Raw genomic sequence first — 19,412 nt, forward strand, 5'->3', positions numbered from 1 at the left:
TGGCACCTCCTTAGAACTGTTCAAAGTGCTCTTTTGAGCGAGCTTGCCCAGCACTCACTTCTTTTCGCTCGGCGACGGGTTGTGCTTCTGTTTGCGGCTTGCCTCCTTCTAACACTCGGATTTCGCTTTGGCTTTCAATGTCTCCGATTTTAAAATAGGCGACGAGTTGGGTAAGCGTCTCTGCTTGACTGGACATTTCTTCCGCGGTGGCTGCAAGTTCTTCTGACGATGACGCATTTTGCTGCGTTAGCTGGGTGATTTGATTCATCGAGTCGTTGATTTGGCCAACACCTGCCGCTTGTTCGTCTGACGCTGCGGAGATCTCTTGTACTAAATCAGAGGTTTTACCAATTGCAGGTACGATTTCAGCAAGTAGACTGCCTGCCCGCTCGGCTTTGCTCACTGAGCCAGATGCTAACTGAGATATTTCCTGCGCGGCAAATTGAGAACGCTCAGCAAGCTTTCTGACTTCTGCAGCCACCACAGCAAACCCTTTACCATGTTCTCCAGCTCGAGCCGCTTCTATGGCAGCGTTGAGTGCCAACAGATTCGTTTGATAAGCAATGTCATCGACAATACCTATCTTAGACGCAATTTGTTTCATGGCCGATACGGTCTCTTCCACGGCGCTACCGCCTTCTTGTGCTTCACCTGCCGCTTTTGATGCCATACCGTCGGTGATTTTGGAGTTTTCTGCATTTTGGGCAATGGATGCCGTCATTTGTTCAACAGAGGCTGATGTCTCTTCAACTGATGAGGCCTGTTCGCTTGCACTCTGTGCCAATGACTGTGCTGTAGAGGAGACTTCAGTTGATGCCTGCGCTAGCGATTCAGAGTTAGAACGAACATCACAAATAATGCGACTTAAACTGGAGATTGTACTATTGACGCTTTGCTTCAACTCGTCATAGACACCTGAATAGCTTCCTGCAATCTCAACATCAAGGCGACCTTCTTTTAACCCCTCCATGACGTTAGCAATTTCTTGAATTGGCTTTTCGGTCGCTTCCAATACCTCGTTAAGACCATCAGTCATGGTTTTAAATGCGCCGGCATAGTTTGAGGTGTCTGCGCGATTTTGAATGTTTCCTTTGACCGCTTGTGAAACCAACTCGACGATATCGGCCGCTAAGGTATCTAACACATCGGTGAGATTGGCTGTACGTTGCGCCAGCTCACCTAAAAGCCCTTGTGCTTGTACTTTGGGCTTTAATGATAAGTTACCTTCACTCACTGCGTTGAGCACGGCAAAATTGTCCTCAAGTACCGATTCCAGCACTTCCATCGACTTATTATATGCCTCAGCAATTCTGCCTATCGATCCCTCTAACTCATTGGCTTCAATGCGTCTGTCAAATTCCCCGCAAGCTACCGCTTGGAAGGCAACACCAAACTCTTCTTCTAACAAGCGCTCTTTGCGCTTTTCATCAGTTACGTCTTTCCACTCAACCGTAGTAGAAATACGCTTATTGCTTTCATCAAATACGGGGGTGATCATGAGCTCCAAGCTGTGCTCGCCAAACCCGAGCTTTGCAACGTGCGTAGAGGTTAAACTCGCTAACATAGTGCGCTGGTGGCTTGGATTACGGTGGAACTGGTCGATACTTCCTCCCACCAGTTTGTCGACGCAAAAGGTAGGTAACGTGCTTTGGATCGCAGTTTCTAACCTGAGTAACATGTCTCGCATGGCACGATTTATATAAACAATATCGTAATTTTCATCAGCCAGCATAATACAAGCGGTACTGTAATCCATGGCTTGCTTATAAAAATCGCTATTACTTCCAGCGCTCAAACTCGATTGGCTGATTAATTTAGCCACGAAACTACAGTTAGCAATGGGCTGTGCTAAATTCATAATTTCTAATTGATAAGATCCGCTTGGCATATTAACTTTGGTGGTCTTATCTATCAGCTCGGAAAAGTTATTGTGCAACGACAGCATATCAGTAATATATCCACCATCACTTTGTGCGTTATTTGCAATAAGCTGGGTGAATTGATTGCTTTGATGAACAATCCGACCAGCACCATCTAGGAGAGCAGCAAATGTGCCTGTAGTCTCGATAGCCTCTAATTCTGCATTGCCTTTAAGCAAACTTAATACATTGGTCGCGAGTGTTTTGGCTTCCCCTTCATATAAAGCGGGGTTTACTTGGGTAAGATCTGAGTGTTCAATCGCGTTTACGACTGCCTTCGACAGTTGAGTAACTTGTTTGTCAAAGATTGCTGGTAAAATTCCCATTATGTATCCCCTTATTAAGAGTTAGCTAATTTTCTAGATTCAGGTTCATGAGCAAAATCATGAATAAGCTTTGGTACATCAAGAATGAGCGCAATGTCTCCTGACCCTAAAATACTTGAGCCACTGATCCCCGACATCTTTTCAAATAACGCACCGAGTGGTTTGATGACCGTTTGAAACTCACCTAACAGCTGATCGACGACGATGCCTGCTCGCAACTGACCGTACTTCACAACGACAATACTTGGTCTGATCTTAGGGTTCGTTGGTAAGTCGAAAATACGACTCAAATGAATAAATGGCAGCACTGTACCGCGCAGATTAATGTAATCGGTTTGACGAGTTGCCCCATTGCCAAGCGGAAGTTCAATACACTCTGTAACCATATCCAGTGGAATGACGAACTTAGCATCAGCAACACTCACCATAAAACCATCGATAATGGCCATGGTTAACGGCAACCTGAGTTGGAAACACGTACCTTGGTGCTCGACAGATTCAACACTCACCGTTCCACGTACCGCTTCAATGTTTTTTCTCACCACATCCATGCCAACACCGCGTCCCGAGATATTTGATACTTTTTCGGCTGTGGAAAAGCCTGGTTCGAAGATTAAGTTAGCAATTTCTTTGTCGGTAAGCTCAGTATCAGGTGAGATCAGATTACGCTGAATTGCTTTTTCTTTAATTTTTTCTTTGTCTAGCCCACGTCCATCGTCGCTGATCTCTATTACAATACTGCCAGAATCATGAAAGGCTTTGAGTGATAAGGTACCGTATTCAGGCTTTCCACTGTCCGCTCGTTGTGCTGGTGACTCCATCCCATGATCAATGGCATTGCGAACTAAGTGTGTAAGAGGGTCGACTATCTTTTCAACCATTGATTTATCAAGTTCGGTTTCAGCCCCCATAATTTCTAAAGAAACTTGTTTTTCTAACTCCTTTGAGGTGTCTCGCACCACACGGCTAAAACGATTAAACGTTTCGCCTATCTGTACCATTCTGAGTTGTAGTGTACTGCTTTGCACATCACTAACGAGTTGTTGAATATGTTCAACAATTTCAGTAAGGGCCGAGTCACGTATTGTTTTAGTGTGATCTTCAAGTGCCGCAGACACGATAACCAGCTCGCCAAGTTCATTGACTAATTCATCTAGCTTCTGCGCCGGAATTTTCATCATTCGCTCGGGATTCTTTGGTTTGACTTTGTTATTTTTGGTGGGCTGTTTATCAGTTTTGACAAGTGTTGGCGTTGGCTTATCATCTTCAATTGGGGCTATCTCAATATTTGATTCTGCAGCAATAAACTCAAATGCTTCATCAATATCTTCTCGCGTAGAGTGATGTATCTCTAGCTGCATTCTAAAATGGCATAATTCTAGTTCATCTGGTGTGACCGCGTTAAGCGCAGGTACCTCATCAATTAGCCAATCTACTTCTACCGTACTACCTTTACTTTCGATGTAGCGAATAATCGAGAGCGGATCAAAACCATCCACCATGCAGGCCTTATAAAACTGCGCTGAGACTCGAAAGCTCTGCGTTGCTTCTTGATTTTCGACAACGGTTTGCTCACTTGAGACTTGGTCTTGCAAACCACTATATGACTTTAAACTTTCTAGCAGCCCAGTTTCAGCATCGGTCAACGCCTGAGGAAAATCTTCGTTTGACTCTAAGCACTTAATTAACGCATTTATATGGTCATTACATTCGAGCAAAGTCGAAATCAGTTTTTCGCAAGGATTTAGCGCGTGATCACGAAGAAGCTCCATTGTTGCTTCAACAAAATGCGTAAAATCGACAATATGGTCATAGCCAACAACACCGGCTGAGCCTTTTATGGTATGTGCAGCACGAAACGCCTCGTTTATGATCTCGTCGTCACTATTTGGCAGTATAGACTCCATTGCCAAGAGACTTTCTTCAAATTGAAGTACCAACTCCTTGGCTTCTTCAATAAAGACCGCTTGAATTTCGGATAAATCAACCATCTTACCTCCTTTGCGCGCAGTTTGATGCAACTAAGGTATTGAGTAGCCATAAGGCACAAGGTGAGTGATGCTCATCGACACCTATCACAGATAACGGCTTTTCCGTACAACACTGTGCGAGTGCTACAACTAATTGAAAGCCTGCAGCGTCCACCTCCAACAGCTCGCTAAGGTCAATCGCTATCGCCGTCGTGTCATCGCTTAACATGAGCTGCCATTTTGCTGCCACTTTGCTCACTTCATAAATGGTCAATACTTCTGGCAGCACAATGGTTAAGTTGCTCATATTTATGCTCCTAAGCCAAAATACGTGAAACGGTATTAATCAGCTTTTCGGGTTTAAATGGCTTTATCATCCAAGCCTTTGCTCCCGCTTGCTTACCTTGACTCACGAAATCAGAGCCCGATTCTGTGGTTAGCATCAAAAAAGGCGTAAAGCGATATTGACCCATTTCTTTCACTTTCTTCAACAAGCTCAGCCCGTCCATGTTTGGCATATTCAAGTCACTAATGATCAGGTTGATTTTGCCTTCATCTAACTTGTTGATTGCGTCAAGACCATCACAGGCATCAATGACTTCATAACCTTCAGCGAGTAGTGTCATTTTTGCCACCTGACGAATTGAAGCCGAATCATCTACTATCATAATTTTCTTAGTCATAAGACCTCCTAGAAAAATGTTACCTCATCTTCAACATGGTCGTGTTGAGACGTATTTTCAGTGGTTGAAACATGACATTCCCTTTCTTCTTTCATGGTGTAAGAGTTGAACATTTCTTGCTGTAATGCAGCCAACCCTTCCTCGCCTAGCTCACCTTCTGTCCTGTATAGTGAGACTAATGAAGTAAGCCCTTTGCAAATGTGTTCTAGCTTTTGGCTCACTCTATCTTGAAATTGAAAATCGGTTATCGCGTCGTCGACGTTCGCTTTTATCTTGCTTGCGGTATCATCTAATCCATGTACCGATTGCGTCAGCTCATTAGCGACCGACGCCATCTCATTGAGCACTTTTCGGATATGTAATTCAGCATCATCCATAAGCGTAACGTCTTGTGCCTGTGATTCGGTGAGCTTTTGAGTATTGTCAGCAACGGCATTGGTTAAGCCATTCATCTTTTCAATAATAAGCTCTGCAGCTTCTGAGGTAATATCCGAAAGCTCACGCACCCTTTCCGCTACCACGGCAAACCCCCGACCGGCTTCCCCCGCTCTTGCAGCTTCAATTGATGCGTTGAGTGACAATAACGTGATCTCTTTTGAGATTTTTTGAATGGATTTGGTTTGCTCAGTTAGTTCTTTGGCAGCATGACTTACAGCTTGATTGGAATTGACGACCTCGAGTTTTGAACCGAGAGCCACGCGCAAACTATGCAGGACTTCATTGAGTTCTTCTTGACTGTGTTTGGCAAAACAGTGTTCATCATCACCAAAATTTTCTACAGAACCTCGTGCCGATTCGATCGTGTTATTTAGTGCCTGTCTTAGCTCTGAAAACTGCAAGGTCAGCCCAGAAACCGAGCCATTACCCAAGGTTTTAATACTGTAGACCTGATTAATAACGGTTTCTAAAATCGCGGCAACAGATTCTGCATTGTGCTGCTCCACCTCGCAATGCTCTTGCATCTCACTCGAATAACTAGCAAATGCCTCACAATCAAGAATGACTTTTGCAGTTAAATGACGCTGCCTTAACGTTACCGCTAAGAGTGCACTGGTGATGAGCACAGACGATAGCGACAAAATATCAACGCGAACACTGAGCAATAGCGTGAGAGACAATACTAGGCTGAGCAACACCGCAGCGCTAATGTAGTACTTGTAGATTGCCTTTAGCTCATTAATTGGAAGTATCTGCATTATGCTGACTCCCCAAGATGACTACCACGCTCGCTTAACTCTATCAGCTCAGCCATCTCTTCAACTGAGAGAACTTTTTCAAGGTCTAGCGCGATGAGTAGCTCATCTCCGCGTCTTACCATGGAAGCAATGAAGTCGGCTCTGATTTGCGCGCCAAACAGAGGTGAGTTGGTTAGATCTTTTGCGTCAACTTCTATGACTTCATTAACGCCGTCAACAATGACACCCATCTCAATGAGGTTGTCAGAAATACTGAATTCACAAATGATAATGCAGGTTCGTCTGCCCACTTCTATTACTTCTCCACAAAGCCGAGCTGACAGATCGATAACGGGTACGACTGAGCCTCTTAAATTAATCACTCCTTTAATAAACTCAGGCATCAAAGGGACTTTTGTCACGGAGCCCAATTCAATAATCTCCTTTATTGACAGGATCTCAATTGCATAGCAATCCTGTCTTGACTGAAAAGTGAGATATTGCAATGACTGTGTGTTTTCTGTGATCGCTTGCATTTTTTGCCCCGTCTCATTTGTCTTATATGTTACTTTAGTCTTGTATTTCTTATCTGTCAAAATTTGAGCAATAATTTATTTTATCTATTTTTGAGTGGTAAAAATAACTTTAAAAACATGTGGTTATAAATTATTTTTCAGTATTTAGCATTGTCGCTGTGACGGTCTTGCATTGGATTTTATGATGATGAAAGCGTCAGAAAGCTAAAGCCAAATAATTGAGAACTGGATAATCAGAACAAAAACAATAAGGGAGTACATGAATTGCAAAGAAACGCTAACCTAATGAAGGCTAATTTTATTTATGAACTGGGTTTGATTGATTAATTATCCGTAAATTCGTCGGAGAAATCTGCTTCGCTGAGCTTAGGAAAGGATACCGTAAACGTTGTGCCGACACCGACTTGTGAGTCAACTTGAATGCGACCCTTGTGCTTGGCGACGATGCTATATGATAGAGACAGCCCAAGGCCAGTGCCTTGACCAACAGGTTTGGTGGTAAAAAATGGATTAAAAATTTTATTGATGTCCTCAGCTGGGATCCCTTTGCCAGTGTCTTGGATAGCAATAATTACCTCGTTTTGTTTATCTTCGATAGAGATAGTTACCGTACCGCTTGACGCTATTGATTGCGCTGCATTGATGATTAAGTTTAAAAATACCTGATTAATCTGCATTGGCTGACAATATAGCAACACTTCATCATCAAGCGAGTAAGTTTTGTTGATAACCGCATGGTACTTAATTGAGTTGTTGGCTATTTTCAGCGTACTTTCAATCCCTTTAATGAGATCTGCCTCTTGCCACTCCTGGTTATCAACATGAGAAAAGGATTTTAAACTCTCAACTATCTTAGAGACTCGGTCCAGCCCTTCTAAGCACTCTTGCAGTAATTCAGGCACATCCTCCTTTAAAAAGTCGATACTATGCTGACTTTGGAGCTGCTGCTCCTGCTGTGCTAGATCACTGTCGGCAAGTGTACTAAAATTCGATTCATAAAAATCGAGCATCGCAAACAGTCCGCTAGTCTGGCCTTCTAAACTTTGAATATTGGAATTCACAAAACCAATTGGATTGTTGATTTCATGCGCCACGCCAGCGGCTAGTTGGCCAATTGCTGCCATTTTCTCAGACTGTAGTAATTGGTTTTGTGCAGCTTCCAACTTAAGGTTGAGTGTTTTTAACTCCTGCTTTTCTATCTCCAATTCTTCGGTTAGACGTTTTTGCTCTTGATAATAGCTCGCAAGCTCCGTCACATCTTGTATGATCACGCATACCTTTTTCACTTCTTCAGAATGCTCAAAAATCGGCACATATTGAATATTCTGATACATTGAAGTTTCATCACCAGTAACAGGACGGCTGCTGCTTAGTTCAAAAACATGAGGACGATGCTCCCAGTAGCTAAAACTTGCTGCTTTTAAAGCAAAAACACTCTTCAATTTCCGCTTAATGATTTTTGCAGCTTCAGGAAATACCTCATCGATAGACATGCCCTCAATATTTTTGGGAGTGTTATCCGGTAGGCGGTTTTTCAAAAATTCATTCGCAAAAACCACCGTATGTGATTGGTCGAGTACACAAATTCCAACCGGAATATAACGCTGCAATTCGTTAAACACAGTCAGTCCTCTATTCCAAGCATGGCATTGAGCTTTTGGATCACAGTTTTAATGGATTTCTCATCCAAACAAATAATCACTCTCGAATCAAAAGCAATAGACTCGATTATAAATGCAATTTTCATCACCAATGTGGTTTTCCACTCGGCAATGTCGTCGGATAGTTGATGTTTGTAAATAGTCGGCATAGTCAATGAGGTTTTAAGCTCTAACTGACTAGAAAAGCCGTTTAAACATGCACCAGCCAAGATATTAGATAAATCTAATAAGACTTCATTAAGATCAGAGTCATCCAGTGGACTATCGTAGTCCATAAGTTCGGCTATTTCTTGTAAGCCTTGCGGTGACAATAGATTAATGACTTCACCTTTAATTTCCCCTAAAAATGACTGCCTCGTTCTGTAAACATGTGCGGTATTACAGATCTCATTGAGTTGATTTGGGCTGACCGAAGTTATTTCAGGGATAGATAAACTAATTTTCGTTTCAATTAATCGAGCTAAAGAGTTCGCTGCTTGGCCCATGGATATATTCATTAGCTCTTGCAAGCCGTCCCTTTGCTCTTCACTGAGTGGCATGTTCATAATAAACCTAGCTCTTGTAGCGTGTTATGTAACTCTTCTTTTTGTAATGGCTTTTGCAAAAAGCGAAATGCGCCGAGTTTATCCACCAACTTCTTCGCTTCGGGCTGAATATCGGCGGAAATAACGATTACCACGGTTTTTGCATGGTGTTCGTGTAGATGCGTAAGAACTTCAAAACCATCCATTTCTGGCATAGTTAGATCCAAAAATAACACCTCTGCTTTGCCCTGCTCAACCATCACCAATGCTTCTTTGCCATTTTTTGCCTCACTGACTTCGACATCCCAGCCTTCAGGTATTGCCCTAAGCACAGCCTTTCTCGACATCATAGAATCGTCTGCAACGGTTACTGGAATTGCCATGAGCACCACTCCTATTTCACTATATTGGTAAAAAGTATGGTCTTTGGCTTTTTGACTGTCAAAAAATTATGAGTAAAAAATGACTCATTTGTCCTCTGAACGAAAGAGATTCAACTTAGAAATAACAAATAATGGCTCGATTAGTTATCGTAAATGAGTTTTAGCGGTTCTTGACGAGTAGCAATTTTACAATCTTGTATGATGTGTTCTTTTAGGTCGGTAAAATATAGGGCTTAGCCCTATATTTGCTTTAGAGATTTTAAAAATAAAATCTTAGCGAAAAACTAGCTATCAAAGCCGTTTAGCATTTTGTCACAAACAACAGGAGTTGGCCTATGATTGTCATCTACGGCAACAAAGGTAAAACTACCTGTAATTGCTAAGTGTTTATCATCTTTGTGCATTCTTTCAAGATAGATTTCAACATCAACCTTTAAGCTGGTATTACCAACATGCACTACCTTCGATACTAATTCTGCGAAAGTACCTGCAGGAATTGCCTCTTTGAAATCAACTCTGTCTGAAGAGATAGTCACCAAAGGTTTGCGGCAAAAACGCGTTGCAGCAATAAAGGCAACTTCGTCCATCCAAGCCAGTGCGTCACCACCAAATAAAGTGTTATGGTGGTTTGTTCGGCCTGGGAAAACGGTCTTTGTTACATGTGTGATTGAGCTTTTGATGCGTTGCTCAACAATGGCTTGTCTTTGTTCGTCTGTCATTTTTTTACTGCTTTATCCGCTAGTGTATCTTTCATAAGTAGAGCTGGATCGAGTCGTTCCCCGAACCAATTAAAGCGCCAATCCAAATGCGGGCCAGTTACCCTGCCCGTCGCGCCAATTTCAGCGATTTTATCGCCTGTTTTTACCGTATCGCCAACCTTAACATCCAGTTTACTAAGGTGGATATACGTAGAGGTAATGCCGTGACCGTGATCGATAATCAAAGTGCCGCCACTGTAATAAAGATCTGGATTTGCAAACACCACTTTACCCGATACCGGCGCTAAGACCGGCTCACCCGTTTTATTTGCGATATCCAATCCAAAATGTGGTCGTTTTGGCTCACCATTAAAATATCTTTGGCTACCATAAACACCTGAAATACGGCCCTTCGCAGGCCTGAAAACAGGGTCTTTAAAGAATAATAAATCCGAATTGCCTTGCCTTGCTTTTGACACAGCTTGTGCTTCTTCACGTATGCGTTTTAGCACCGACTCTGGTGGCGAAACATACTTTTTCGCCACCCCCGTGATCTTGTCTATATCGTAATCTCGTTTCGTGATCACTATCGCTTGGCGATGCTTTTGGCCATCATCAGATTGCCAACTCAAGATGTGGTTAAGTTCAGCATCACGACCAAAACCAAACACGAAATAGCCATCTTTAGAGCGCTTTAATTCTGTTTCGTTTAGCTTTATCTCAGTTGCATTTTCAAGCTTGCCGACGACCAAGCCACCTTGTGTCAGGTTACCTTTTAATTCAAGCGCCTCAGCAAATAATGTGGTGCTCGCTAGCAATATAACAATTGCACGTTTAAGCATACGCGATCGCTCCTTTTCCAACCCCTTCGTACGCTCTTACTTCAACCTTATCATGTGGATTTTGCGCCTTTATTTGGCCTGCAAGATAGTCCGCAATACATTCAACTGTTGTATCGCAAGGTAATATATCGCAACGTGATTTGCTGATCGCCAACTCAAAATATCCCTGCGACGAGGTATACGCGAATGCATAATCTTCATCTTGAGCGGTTACATACTGAAGCAAACTAGGATCAATCAAGTCTTCTTCACTGCCAAGATAAATATCTTGCCATTTATCCGCCCATTGTTTTTGTAATCTAGGCATGCTGATATCGTTGAGCTTTACACCAATCAATGAACGATGACCATGAATAATACGCTGACAGTTGCCATCGTGTTTCTTTAAGCCATGGCTATAGTGATAATAGAAGCCAGTTGCGGCCTCTGGACGTAGTGTTATATCTAAATCTTTCACGTTTTCAGGCATATGCGGCATAATAACAGACTTAAGGTAAGCGATTGCATTGGCTTCATTGATTTCATCTCCTTCCACTACACACACCGCTTCTTCCGGTGCATTCATGGCTAAGTGATTTCCATCAAATTGCATATCAAATTCGAATCGGCCTTCACTGTGTTTTGCATTACACGCAAGCGCGCTGGGTACCGCTAATTTGTGGTCCAGCTTTTCGTCGATAATACGTTTGATTTGCTTTTTAACTTTTGCAAAGTCTAACACCATAGACTCTTCGTTTAGCTCACCATGCAACACAATATCGGTGATCCAGCTTTCACCTACCGCACCACGACGTGGGCAAAGGTACGAAAAATCAATTACGGTCAAAGAGTCAACAAAAAGGATCATAGATCACCTAAAATAGCCTGCTAAAAAATCATCACCGATTATAATGATTTTCACATTATAAATCGCCCCTAATTGGAACTGATTTGCATTTAATCTCTTCAATTTTTTGAAATTTAATCAAATAGACATATCTTTAGCGCAAAATTTACAAGTCTCCGTACGCTTTTTAACTGTTCGGAGTTGTTTAGCGTACATCTGTACGCTAAAGTAGCGTCAATTTGCAAGTTAAGAAGAAGATTTATGGAATCGAAGAACAGCTATACAAAAGAAGAACTTATTTTATGTGGTCGTGGAGAAATGTTTGGTGAAGGCAACTGCCGCCTACCTAGCGACAACATGCTGATGATGGATCGCATCGTTCAAATTAATGATGACGGTGGTGAGCATGGTAAAGGTCAAATTATTGCTGAACTCGACATCAACCCTGATCTGTGGTTCTTCGACTGCCACTTTAAAGGTGATCCAGTAATGCCTGGTTGTTTAGGTTTGGATGCGATGTGGCAATTGGTAGGCTTCTTCCTTGGTTGGTCTGGTGGTCCTGGTCTTGGTCGTGCACTCGGTGTGGGCGAAGTGAAGTTTACGGGTCAAATCTTACCGACTGCTAAAAAAGTGACTTATCGCATTGAAATGAAGCGCGTTATCAAACGTAAGCTATTTATGGGTCTAGCAGATGGCATCGTCGAAGTTGATGGCCGCGTGATCTATGAAGCAAAAGATTTGAAAGTAGGTCTTTTCCAAGATACCAGCGCATTTTAACTTTTTCGCTGTTATCGTTTTATAGCTTTAAAAACACACAAAGCCCCATCTGGGGCTTTGCTCTCCTAAAATTCGGTATCAGGTTTTAAAGATGTTGCGATTATCCATCGCTTCTCGCCATCCGCCTAACCATTCTGATCTGTGTTCTACTTGTTGATAGGGACAATTTTCTTTCGACCGACCGGCTAATCCTGCCTTAAATCCTTGTGAATGTGCTCTTTCTAAACGGTCTCTTTTCTGTCTCTTCATAGGTAATATCCTCACCTTTTTCTCGATCAGCATTAGCGTTTCTAATACTGTGTAGTTCAAACTTAAGCGAACGTCATTCAAAACGAAGATAGTGACTTGCGATATAATGACAATTCGTACTAACAATTTAAATTAAAGATTTTATTGAGAAAAGTTAAACACGAGCGACATCATATTTCATACAGATGTGCTACTTACCGATGAGATTTGGCCAAACCCATACCTTCAATAAATCACATCTCAGCGAGTCATGCAATGATCAGAAATGTAATTCTTGTACAGCTGACCACAAAAAGCATAATTATTTTAATTTTATATAGATACCTAGATACTCAAGACGTAAATTATTGGTTGATGATCTTATTTTTCTATATTTCCCTGTAAAAAAACATTCATAATATAGTAATAAAAAGAGGCTGGACGAATCCAACCTCTTTTCAATAACTTGAGTTTTTAAATCGAGCAAAGCTCAATTAAGCAGTACTGTCTTAGCTTGCTTTAATAACCTCTACACCACCCATATATGGTTTTAGTGCATCAGGCACAATAATTGATCCATCTGCCTGCTGGTAGTTTTCTAAAATCGCAACTAGAGTACGACCTACCGCTAAACCAGAACCATTAAGAGTATGAAGTAGTTCTGGCTTCTTCTCACCACTACGGCGGAAACGCGCTTGCATACGGCGCGCTTGGAAATCCCACATGTTTGAACAAGAAGAGATTTCTCTGTAGGTATTTTGTGCTGGTAACCAAACTTCCAAATCGTACGTTTTCGTCGCACCGAAACCCATGTCTCCAGTACAAAGCACCACTTTTCTGTAAGGTAAACCAAGTGCTTGTAAAATTTGCTCAGCATGACCTGTTAACTCTTCAAGCGCTGCCATAGAATCTTCAGGTTTTACAAGCTGGACAAGTTCAACCTTATCAAACTGGTGTTGACGAATAAGTCCGCGCGTATCACGGCCATAGCTACCTGCTTCGCTTCTAAAACAAGGCGTGTGCGCCGTCATCTTAATCGGCAGCTCTTTTTCGTCGTAAATAACATCACGAGCGCAGTTAGTTAACGGTACTTCTGCCGTCGGAATTAGGCTAAAGCCATCTTGGTCTTCAGATAATGCTTCTGTATGGAACAAATCTTCTGCAAACTTAGGAAGTTGACCCGTGCCGAACAAGCTCGCTTTGTTCACAAGATATGGTACATACATTTCTGTATAACCATTTTGCTCAGTGTGCGTATTTAGCATCAGTTGTACAAGTGCTCTATGCATACGTGCTACGCCACCGCGCATCACTGTAAAGCGGGAACCACTTAGCTTAACACCAGTTTCGAAATCGAGACCCTTATCAAGCGCTTCACCAAGGTCAACATGATCTTTAACTTCAAAGTCAAATTGCTTTGGCTCACCCCAAGTGCTTATTTCAACATTCTCAGACTCATCAGCACCTGCAGGTACCTCTTCAGCAGGGAGATTTGGCAACGACATTGCGTAGTCATTAAGTTCAGCAAGAATTTTATCCTGCTCTTCTTTCGCTGCACTTAATTGGTCGCCCAAGTTTGCAACAGCATCTAGTAAAGGTTGAACGTCTTCCCCTTTCGCTTTAGCTTGACCAATCGCTTTGGAGGAACTGTTACGCTCACTCTGTAATTCCTGAGTTTTGGTTTGTAGCGCTTTGCGCTTTTCTTCTAATTCGGTGATCTTAGCAACATCGAGTTCAAAACCACGCTTTTTCAAACGCGCAGCGGCTTCCTCGATGTCTTGACGAAAGTATTTAGAATCTAACATTGTTTTTTTAACCTTTTTGCATGATGAGGCAAAGACCAACCCAGGCCATAAAGATACACGCCACCACGTTTAATGTGACGTTAAACGCCATTTTCACATATTGCCCTTGTTGAAGTAACAACAAGGAATCCATTGAGAATGTAGAAAAAGTAGTCAGCGCACCTAAAAAGCCAATACCTATCAACGTTTTAGATGGAGAAACTGAAATAACTTCTTTTTCAATTAAACCGTAAAGCACACCCATCAATAATGAACCAAGAATATTAACGATCAACGTCCCAAAAGGGAATCCCTTACCTAAGAGTTTTATCGACATATCGCTGATAAAAAAGCGTAACATTGCACCAAACGCTCCACCTAGCGCAATTGTGAGATAATTTATTAGCATCGCTACTTGTACCTCTTGGTGCTACTTTGCGCATTTTGCGTCTGTAGATAGTTGAGCTTGTCGGCTATTTGTTTCTCAAGTCCCCGATCTGTCGGATGATAGTATTGTCGCTCTTGAATGGCTTCTGGAAAGTAATTTTCTCCGGCGGCAAAGGCGCCAGGTTCATTATGTGCATAACGGTATTCTTCGCCAAAACCGAGCTCTTTCATTAGTTTTGTCGGTGCATTTCTGAGATGTTCAGGTACGGGGTAATTCGGATCACTTGCAGCATCACGTTTAGCTTGATTGAACGCCATGTAGACCGCATTACTTTTTGGCGCACTCGCGAGATAAAGCGTTGCCTGTGCTATCGCACGCTCTCCTTCACTTGGCCCAACACGATGAAATATATCCCAAGCATTTAACGCAACTTGCATCGCTCTTGGGTCTGCATTGCCGATATCTTCCGTGGCGATCGCCAGCAATCGCCTTGCTACATAGAGCGGATCGCCTCCGCCTGCTAGTATTTTGCAATACCAATAAAGTGCCGCATCTGGTGCGCTGCCACGAACTGACTTATGAAACGCTGAGATTAGGTCATAATATAGGTCGCCCTTATTATCATAACTTGATAATTGGCTGGGCAACACTTGTTTTAGTACAAGTTCATTCACCAAATGAGTGTTTGAATTTGGCTCAAAACTTAAGTCAACCGCCTGCTCCAGTAGATTAAGCGCCTTTCTCGCATCTCCCGAAGCGGCTTTGGCAATGAGTTCAAGTGCACTGTCATCAATGGTGATGGCTAATTTCGACAGCTGTTCATCTCGTGACAACGCGTCTTTAAGTACTTGACCTAGTTCTTCCTCTACAAGCGATTGTAAGGTATAAACACGCGCGCGGGACAAGATCGCGTTATTCAGTGCAAAAGAGGGGTTTTCGGTGGTCGCGCCAATAAAAATAAAGGTGCCATCTTCAATGTGAGGTAAAAATCCGTCTTGCTGGGACTTGTTAAAGCGATGTACTTCATCAACAAATAACAGCGTACGTCTACCAAATTGAGCTAATCGGTTTTTAGCATCGACGACCGCTTCACGAACCTCTTTAATTCCTGCACTGACAGCGGAAAGCTTGATAAGCTCTGCATCCGCATAGTTGGCAATGATCTCAGCAAGGGTGGTTTTACCCACTCCGGGTGGCCCCCAAAGGATCAGGCTATGACAGCGTCCAGATTCAATCGCACGATAAAGTACAGAGCCTTTGGACAAAATATGACTCTGCCCAACATAATGCTCTAACGAGGTTGGCCGCATTCTTGCGGCCAACGGTCGTACATCTGGTGTAAAATCAAACCCTAAACTAGTCACTGCCTCTTTGGTCGTCTACGACCACTCCTTGTGGAATTGTAAACTCAAACAAACTCTCTTTTACTGGCGCATTGACTTTGCTTTCCTTAAAGCTAAACGTAGAGACTTGACCTGAAATATCGTTCACTTTCAATAGTGCTAAACCATCGTTTTTGTCATCAAAACGCAGTGTTAATTGCTCTACCTGCGAGTCTACTTTATTTTTTGGCGTGATCAGATATTCTTGACCGTTAAGTGCTACGTTGTACTTCAGCCATTGACTGTCCTCTTGTGTCGTAAGTAGCACAAATGGCGTAGTATCAATAAGTTTAGTCGTATCTAGGATGGTCACTTGCTCAGCAAACGTATCGTAGTAATAGGTTGTTGCTCCGCTTGATACAAATAAAGTGTCATCCGGCATCTCTTGTTGCCAGCGGATTTTTAGTGGCTGCGCTAAGATTATCGCCCCTTCACCGGTTTGCAACTCATTGCCTTCTTGATCTTTAACTATTTGCTCAAACTTACCTTGAAAGCTGGTTAATTCAGCCAGTCTTCCTTTTAGACTTTGCATCGCAGCCTCATCAGCCCACACAGGCTGAATAAGGAGGTTTGATAGTACCGTTAGCAATGCAATTTGCTTAAATTTTTTCATTAATTGGCTCCACCTTTTACCAATACATCTCGTGCACCATTATGACCAGGAGCACTTACCACTCCCGACATTTCCATTTGCTCAACTAATCGAGCGGCACGGTTATAACCAACTCTTAACTTACGTTGTACACTCGAAACAGACACTTTGCCTGTTTCAATAACAAACCCAACGGCTTCATCATAAAGTGGGTCAGACTCTTCATCCCCACCTTCCGGTGCTTCGCCTGGTAGTAAAATATCCTCGGTTGCTTCACCGCATAGAATTTCTTCTACGTAGTTTGGTTTGCCTCTTGCTTTCCAGTCACTTACTACGGCATGTACTTCATGATCGTCAACAAACGCACCATGTACACGAACCGGAACACTCGTTCCTGGCGGCAAATAGAGCATGTCACCCATACCCAACAGGTTTTCTGCACCTTGCTGGTCTAAGATTGTACGTGAATCAATCTTACTTGATACTTGGAACGCCATTCGCGTTGGTATATTCGCTTTGATCAAACCTGTAATGACATCCACTGATGGACGCTGTGTTGCCAGCACTAAATGTATGCCTGCCGCTCGCGCTTTTTGTGCAATACGTGCTATTAACTCTTCTACTTTTTTACCAACAATCATCATCATGTCGGCAAATTCGTCTATAACGACCACGATACTCGGTAATTTATCTAGCTCTTGTGGTTCATCCGCCATACCGTCTGTATCTTTAAAGAGTGGATCTAAGATTGGATGACCCGCTTCTTTGGCGTCTTTAATCTTTTGATTGTAACCTTTAAGGTTACGGACACCGAGTGCCGACATCAGCTTGTAACGGCGTTCCATTTCCCCCACACACCAGCGTAGCGCGTTTGCAGCCTCTTTCATATCAGTAACCACCTCACATAATAAATGTGGGATACCTTCGTAGACTGAAAGCTCAAGCATTTTCGGGTCTATCATGATCATTCGCACATCTTCTGGCGGCGACTTATATAACAAGCTAAGGATCATGACATTAACGCCCACTGACTTACCAGAGCCGGTTGTACCGGCCACCAGCAGGTGCGGCATTTTGGCTAAATCAGCGACGACCGGCTGGCCTGCGATATCTTTACCAAGCACCATAGTCAAAGGAGATGGATTTTGTTCAAACTTAGGGGCATCTATCACTTCGGACAAACGTACGATTTCGCGGTGTTTGTTAGGCAACTCTAAACCCACATACGTCTTGCCAGGGATAACCTCAACTACGCGCACTGAGACTGCAGATAATGAACGCGCTAAGTCTTTCGCTAAGCCGGTGATCTTAGCAACTTTAATGCCCGGCGCGAGATCTAACTCAAAGCGCGTAACGACAGGGCCTGGATACACACCAACTACCTGTGCTTGGACATTGAAGTCTAATAGTTTAGTTTCAACTAACCGCGAAACCTGATCTAACTCTTCTTGCGAAATTGGATTCTTAGCCTTGTCCGGCCTATCCAACAAATCTAATGAAGGCAATGGTTCTGCAGGTGGCTGAGCCTCTAGAAGCGCTTCAAATTGCTCTTTTGCGCTTGGTGGAGGCTGATAACCATTGGCCGCCTTTTCAGGTGCTTTAGGCTTAAGAGGCCTTGCCGGAGAAACCACTTTGGTTTCGTGCACAGGTGCTTCATCCAAGGCATTTAATGCCGCGACAGTATCCAGTGGCTCATCCTCTATCGCTGAAAAGTTGATTTCTTGCTCAAGGATATCATCTAGCTCATCGAACACCGACGGTTCTTTCTTCTCTTGTAGATCAGAGTGCGGTGCAGACGAAGTTTGAGGTGTAGATTCAGTGTTCGTTTTGCGGAACAATTTATCTTTTAATTTACCAAGTCCACTAGGTTCTTCTTCAGCATCGAAGTCAATATCAGTTTCAGTATCGGTTTGCTGCTGGAGAGCCTGCTCATAATCATTTATTTTCTCGGTAGCTATTATTGGTGTCTCACTGTCTACTCTATCCGCTTTGGTGCTAGCGGCCTCAGGTTTCTGTGAAACTGACTGCGTTTGCTCTATATTGCGCTCTGCTGTCAGTCTATCGCGTAACCATCTAAAGCTGGCGAGTACCTTTTCACCCAAATAATCAACAAATTCAACCCAAGACACACCGGTAAGTAGCGTCATTCCTGCAAAGAAAAAGCATAGTAACAGTATAGAAGTACCGGTAAAGTTAAAGGCGGGCATCATGGCTCCTGCAACCACATCCCCTACTACCCCACCAGATGAGAAATTATAGATATCATCAAAGTTGATACTGCTGATTGCACTCGCAGAGGTGATAAACAATGTTGCGCCAATAAGGCGTAAACCTAGCGTGGTGTAATCGAGTTGCAGTAGCTTATGCGGCTTTTTAAATAGCAGATAACCAAGAAACTGCAGCGCCGCTGGGATCAAAAACGCCAGCCACCCGAAACTCAGCAGCATAATGTCTGCCAGCCAAGCTCCGGCAGCACCCGTTATATTGTTTACTTTTACGTACTCACCGGATTGAGTCCAAGCAGGGTCTGCTGGGTCGAAACTTATCAACGCACACAACATAAATATTGCTGCAGCCGTGCTTACAATCAAACCTGTCTCTAAGAGGCGTTGCACACCATTTAAGCGCATTGTAATTAAACCTTTTTTCTGTTTCTTTTCTGGACTATGTAAGCCCAAAACGTCAGCAAATTAGTGATTTGCGTTAGTATTGCTGTAT

Annotated in this window: 19 protein-coding genes; 1 reads left to right on the forward strand and 18 read right to left on the reverse strand. The window is 42.9% G+C overall.

What is annotated here, in order from left to right; genetic code table 11:
* Window positions 1–10: 10 nt before the first annotated feature.
* The 12 genes from DS891_RS03670 to DS891_RS03725 all read right to left on the reverse strand — a co-directional run bounded on the left by DS891_RS03670 (window position 11) and on the right by DS891_RS03725 (window position 11,564).
* A complete protein-coding gene (locus tag DS891_RS03670; RefSeq protein ID WP_174168878.1) occupies window positions 11–2,245 on the reverse strand; it encodes a methyl-accepting chemotaxis protein in 2,235 nt (744 codons plus the stop codon).
* A 14-nt stretch (window positions 2,246–2,259) separates the two neighbouring features.
* Complete coding sequence (locus DS891_RS03675; protein ID WP_069020652.1) at window positions 2,260–4,236, reverse strand: chemotaxis protein CheA; 1,977 nt, start codon at window positions 4,234–4,236, stop codon at window positions 2,260–2,262.
* A 1-nt stretch (window position 4,237) separates the two neighbouring features.
* The gene (locus tag DS891_RS03680; RefSeq protein WP_010604743.1) at window positions 4,238–4,522 is read right to left on the reverse strand and encodes an STAS domain-containing protein; all 285 of its coding nucleotides are present in this window, start codon (window positions 4,520–4,522) and stop codon (window positions 4,238–4,240) included.
* 10 nt (window positions 4,523–4,532) lie between these two features.
* Window positions 4,533–4,898 (reverse strand): response regulator, encoded by a 366-nt coding sequence (locus tag DS891_RS03685; protein WP_010604742.1) that lies wholly within the window; start codon window positions 4,896–4,898, stop codon window positions 4,533–4,535.
* Window positions 4,899–4,906: 8 nt separating this feature from the next.
* Window positions 4,907–6,094, reverse strand: a complete 1,188-nt coding sequence (locus DS891_RS03690) for a methyl-accepting chemotaxis protein (RefSeq protein WP_174168879.1) — start codon at window positions 6,092–6,094, stop codon at window positions 4,907–4,909.
* The gene (locus DS891_RS03695; RefSeq protein WP_174168880.1) at window positions 6,094–6,609 is read right to left on the reverse strand and encodes a chemotaxis protein CheW; all 516 of its coding nucleotides are present in this window, start codon (window positions 6,607–6,609) and stop codon (window positions 6,094–6,096) included. Before DS891_RS03695 ends, DS891_RS03690 begins: the two co-directional genes overlap by 1 nt.
* Before the next feature lie 323 nt (window positions 6,610–6,932).
* Entirely contained in the window at window positions 6,933–8,231 is a 1,299-nt protein-coding gene (locus tag DS891_RS03700) for an ATP-binding protein (protein ID WP_174168881.1), read from the reverse strand.
* 2 nt (window positions 8,232–8,233) lie between these two features.
* Complete coding sequence (locus DS891_RS03705; protein WP_010604738.1) at window positions 8,234–8,815, reverse strand: chemotaxis protein CheX; 582 nt, start codon at window positions 8,813–8,815, stop codon at window positions 8,234–8,236.
* Window positions 8,812–9,177 (reverse strand): response regulator, encoded by a 366-nt coding sequence (locus tag DS891_RS03710; protein WP_010604737.1) that lies wholly within the window; start codon window positions 9,175–9,177, stop codon window positions 8,812–8,814. Before DS891_RS03710 ends, DS891_RS03705 begins: the two co-directional genes overlap by 4 nt.
* A 284-nt stretch (window positions 9,178–9,461) precedes the next feature.
* Window positions 9,462–9,896: an acyl-CoA thioesterase gene (locus DS891_RS03715; RefSeq protein ID WP_010372783.1), complete on the reverse strand. Its 435-nt coding sequence runs from the start codon at window positions 9,894–9,896 to the stop codon at window positions 9,462–9,464.
* Window positions 9,893–10,717, reverse strand: coding sequence for a M23 family metallopeptidase (locus tag DS891_RS03720; protein ID WP_102056791.1), 825 nt, complete (start codon window positions 10,715–10,717; stop codon window positions 9,893–9,895). The genes DS891_RS03715 and DS891_RS03720 overlap by 4 nt, the downstream gene beginning before the upstream one ends.
* Window positions 10,710–11,564, reverse strand: a complete 855-nt coding sequence (locus DS891_RS03725) for a 6-carboxytetrahydropterin synthase (protein ID WP_174168882.1) — start codon at window positions 11,562–11,564, stop codon at window positions 10,710–10,712. The genes DS891_RS03720 and DS891_RS03725 overlap by 8 nt, the downstream gene beginning before the upstream one ends.
* Window positions 11,565–11,804: 240 nt before the next feature.
* Between DS891_RS03725 and fabA the strand changes: the two genes are divergently transcribed.
* Window positions 11,805–12,320, forward strand: a complete 516-nt coding sequence (fabA, locus tag DS891_RS03730; protein ID WP_174168883.1) for a 3-hydroxyacyl-[acyl-carrier-protein] dehydratase FabA — start codon at window positions 11,805–11,807, stop codon at window positions 12,318–12,320.
* Window positions 12,321–12,398: 78 nt separating this feature from the next.
* Here the strand turns inward: fabA and rmf are convergent, their stop codons facing one another.
* The 6 genes from rmf to DS891_RS03760 form a co-directional block, all read right to left on the reverse strand.
* Window positions 12,399–12,569 (reverse strand): ribosome modulation factor, encoded by a 171-nt coding sequence (gene rmf / locus DS891_RS03735; RefSeq protein WP_010372771.1) that lies wholly within the window; start codon window positions 12,567–12,569, stop codon window positions 12,399–12,401.
* Window positions 12,570–13,057: 488 nt separating this feature from the next.
* On the reverse strand, window positions 13,058–14,353 hold the full coding sequence (gene serS / locus DS891_RS03740) for a serine--tRNA ligase (RefSeq protein ID WP_045988497.1): 1,296 nt from the start codon (window positions 14,351–14,353) through the stop codon (window positions 13,058–13,060).
* A 7-nt stretch (window positions 14,354–14,360) separates the two neighbouring features.
* Entirely contained in the window at window positions 14,361–14,741 is a 381-nt protein-coding gene (crcB, locus tag DS891_RS03745; RefSeq protein WP_010604733.1) for a fluoride efflux transporter CrcB, read from the reverse strand.
* A gap of 2 nt (window positions 14,742–14,743) precedes the next feature.
* Entirely contained in the window at window positions 14,744–16,084 is a 1,341-nt protein-coding gene (locus tag DS891_RS03750; RefSeq protein WP_174168884.1) for a replication-associated recombination protein A, read from the reverse strand.
* Complete coding sequence (gene lolA / locus DS891_RS03755; RefSeq protein ID WP_010604731.1) at window positions 16,077–16,715, reverse strand: outer membrane lipoprotein chaperone LolA; 639 nt, start codon at window positions 16,713–16,715, stop codon at window positions 16,077–16,079. The genes DS891_RS03750 and lolA overlap by 8 nt, the downstream gene beginning before the upstream one ends.
* On the reverse strand, window positions 16,715–19,324 hold the full coding sequence (locus DS891_RS03760) for a DNA translocase FtsK (RefSeq protein WP_174168885.1): 2,610 nt from the start codon (window positions 19,322–19,324) through the stop codon (window positions 16,715–16,717). Before DS891_RS03760 ends, lolA begins: the two co-directional genes overlap by 1 nt.
* Between the last annotated feature and the right edge of the window lie 88 nt (window positions 19,325–19,412).

Origin of the sequence: Pseudoalteromonas sp. JC28, from assembly GCF_013319255.1 — a bacterium.
In the GTDB taxonomy this organism is placed as follows: domain Bacteria; phylum Pseudomonadota; class Gammaproteobacteria; order Enterobacterales; family Alteromonadaceae; genus Pseudoalteromonas.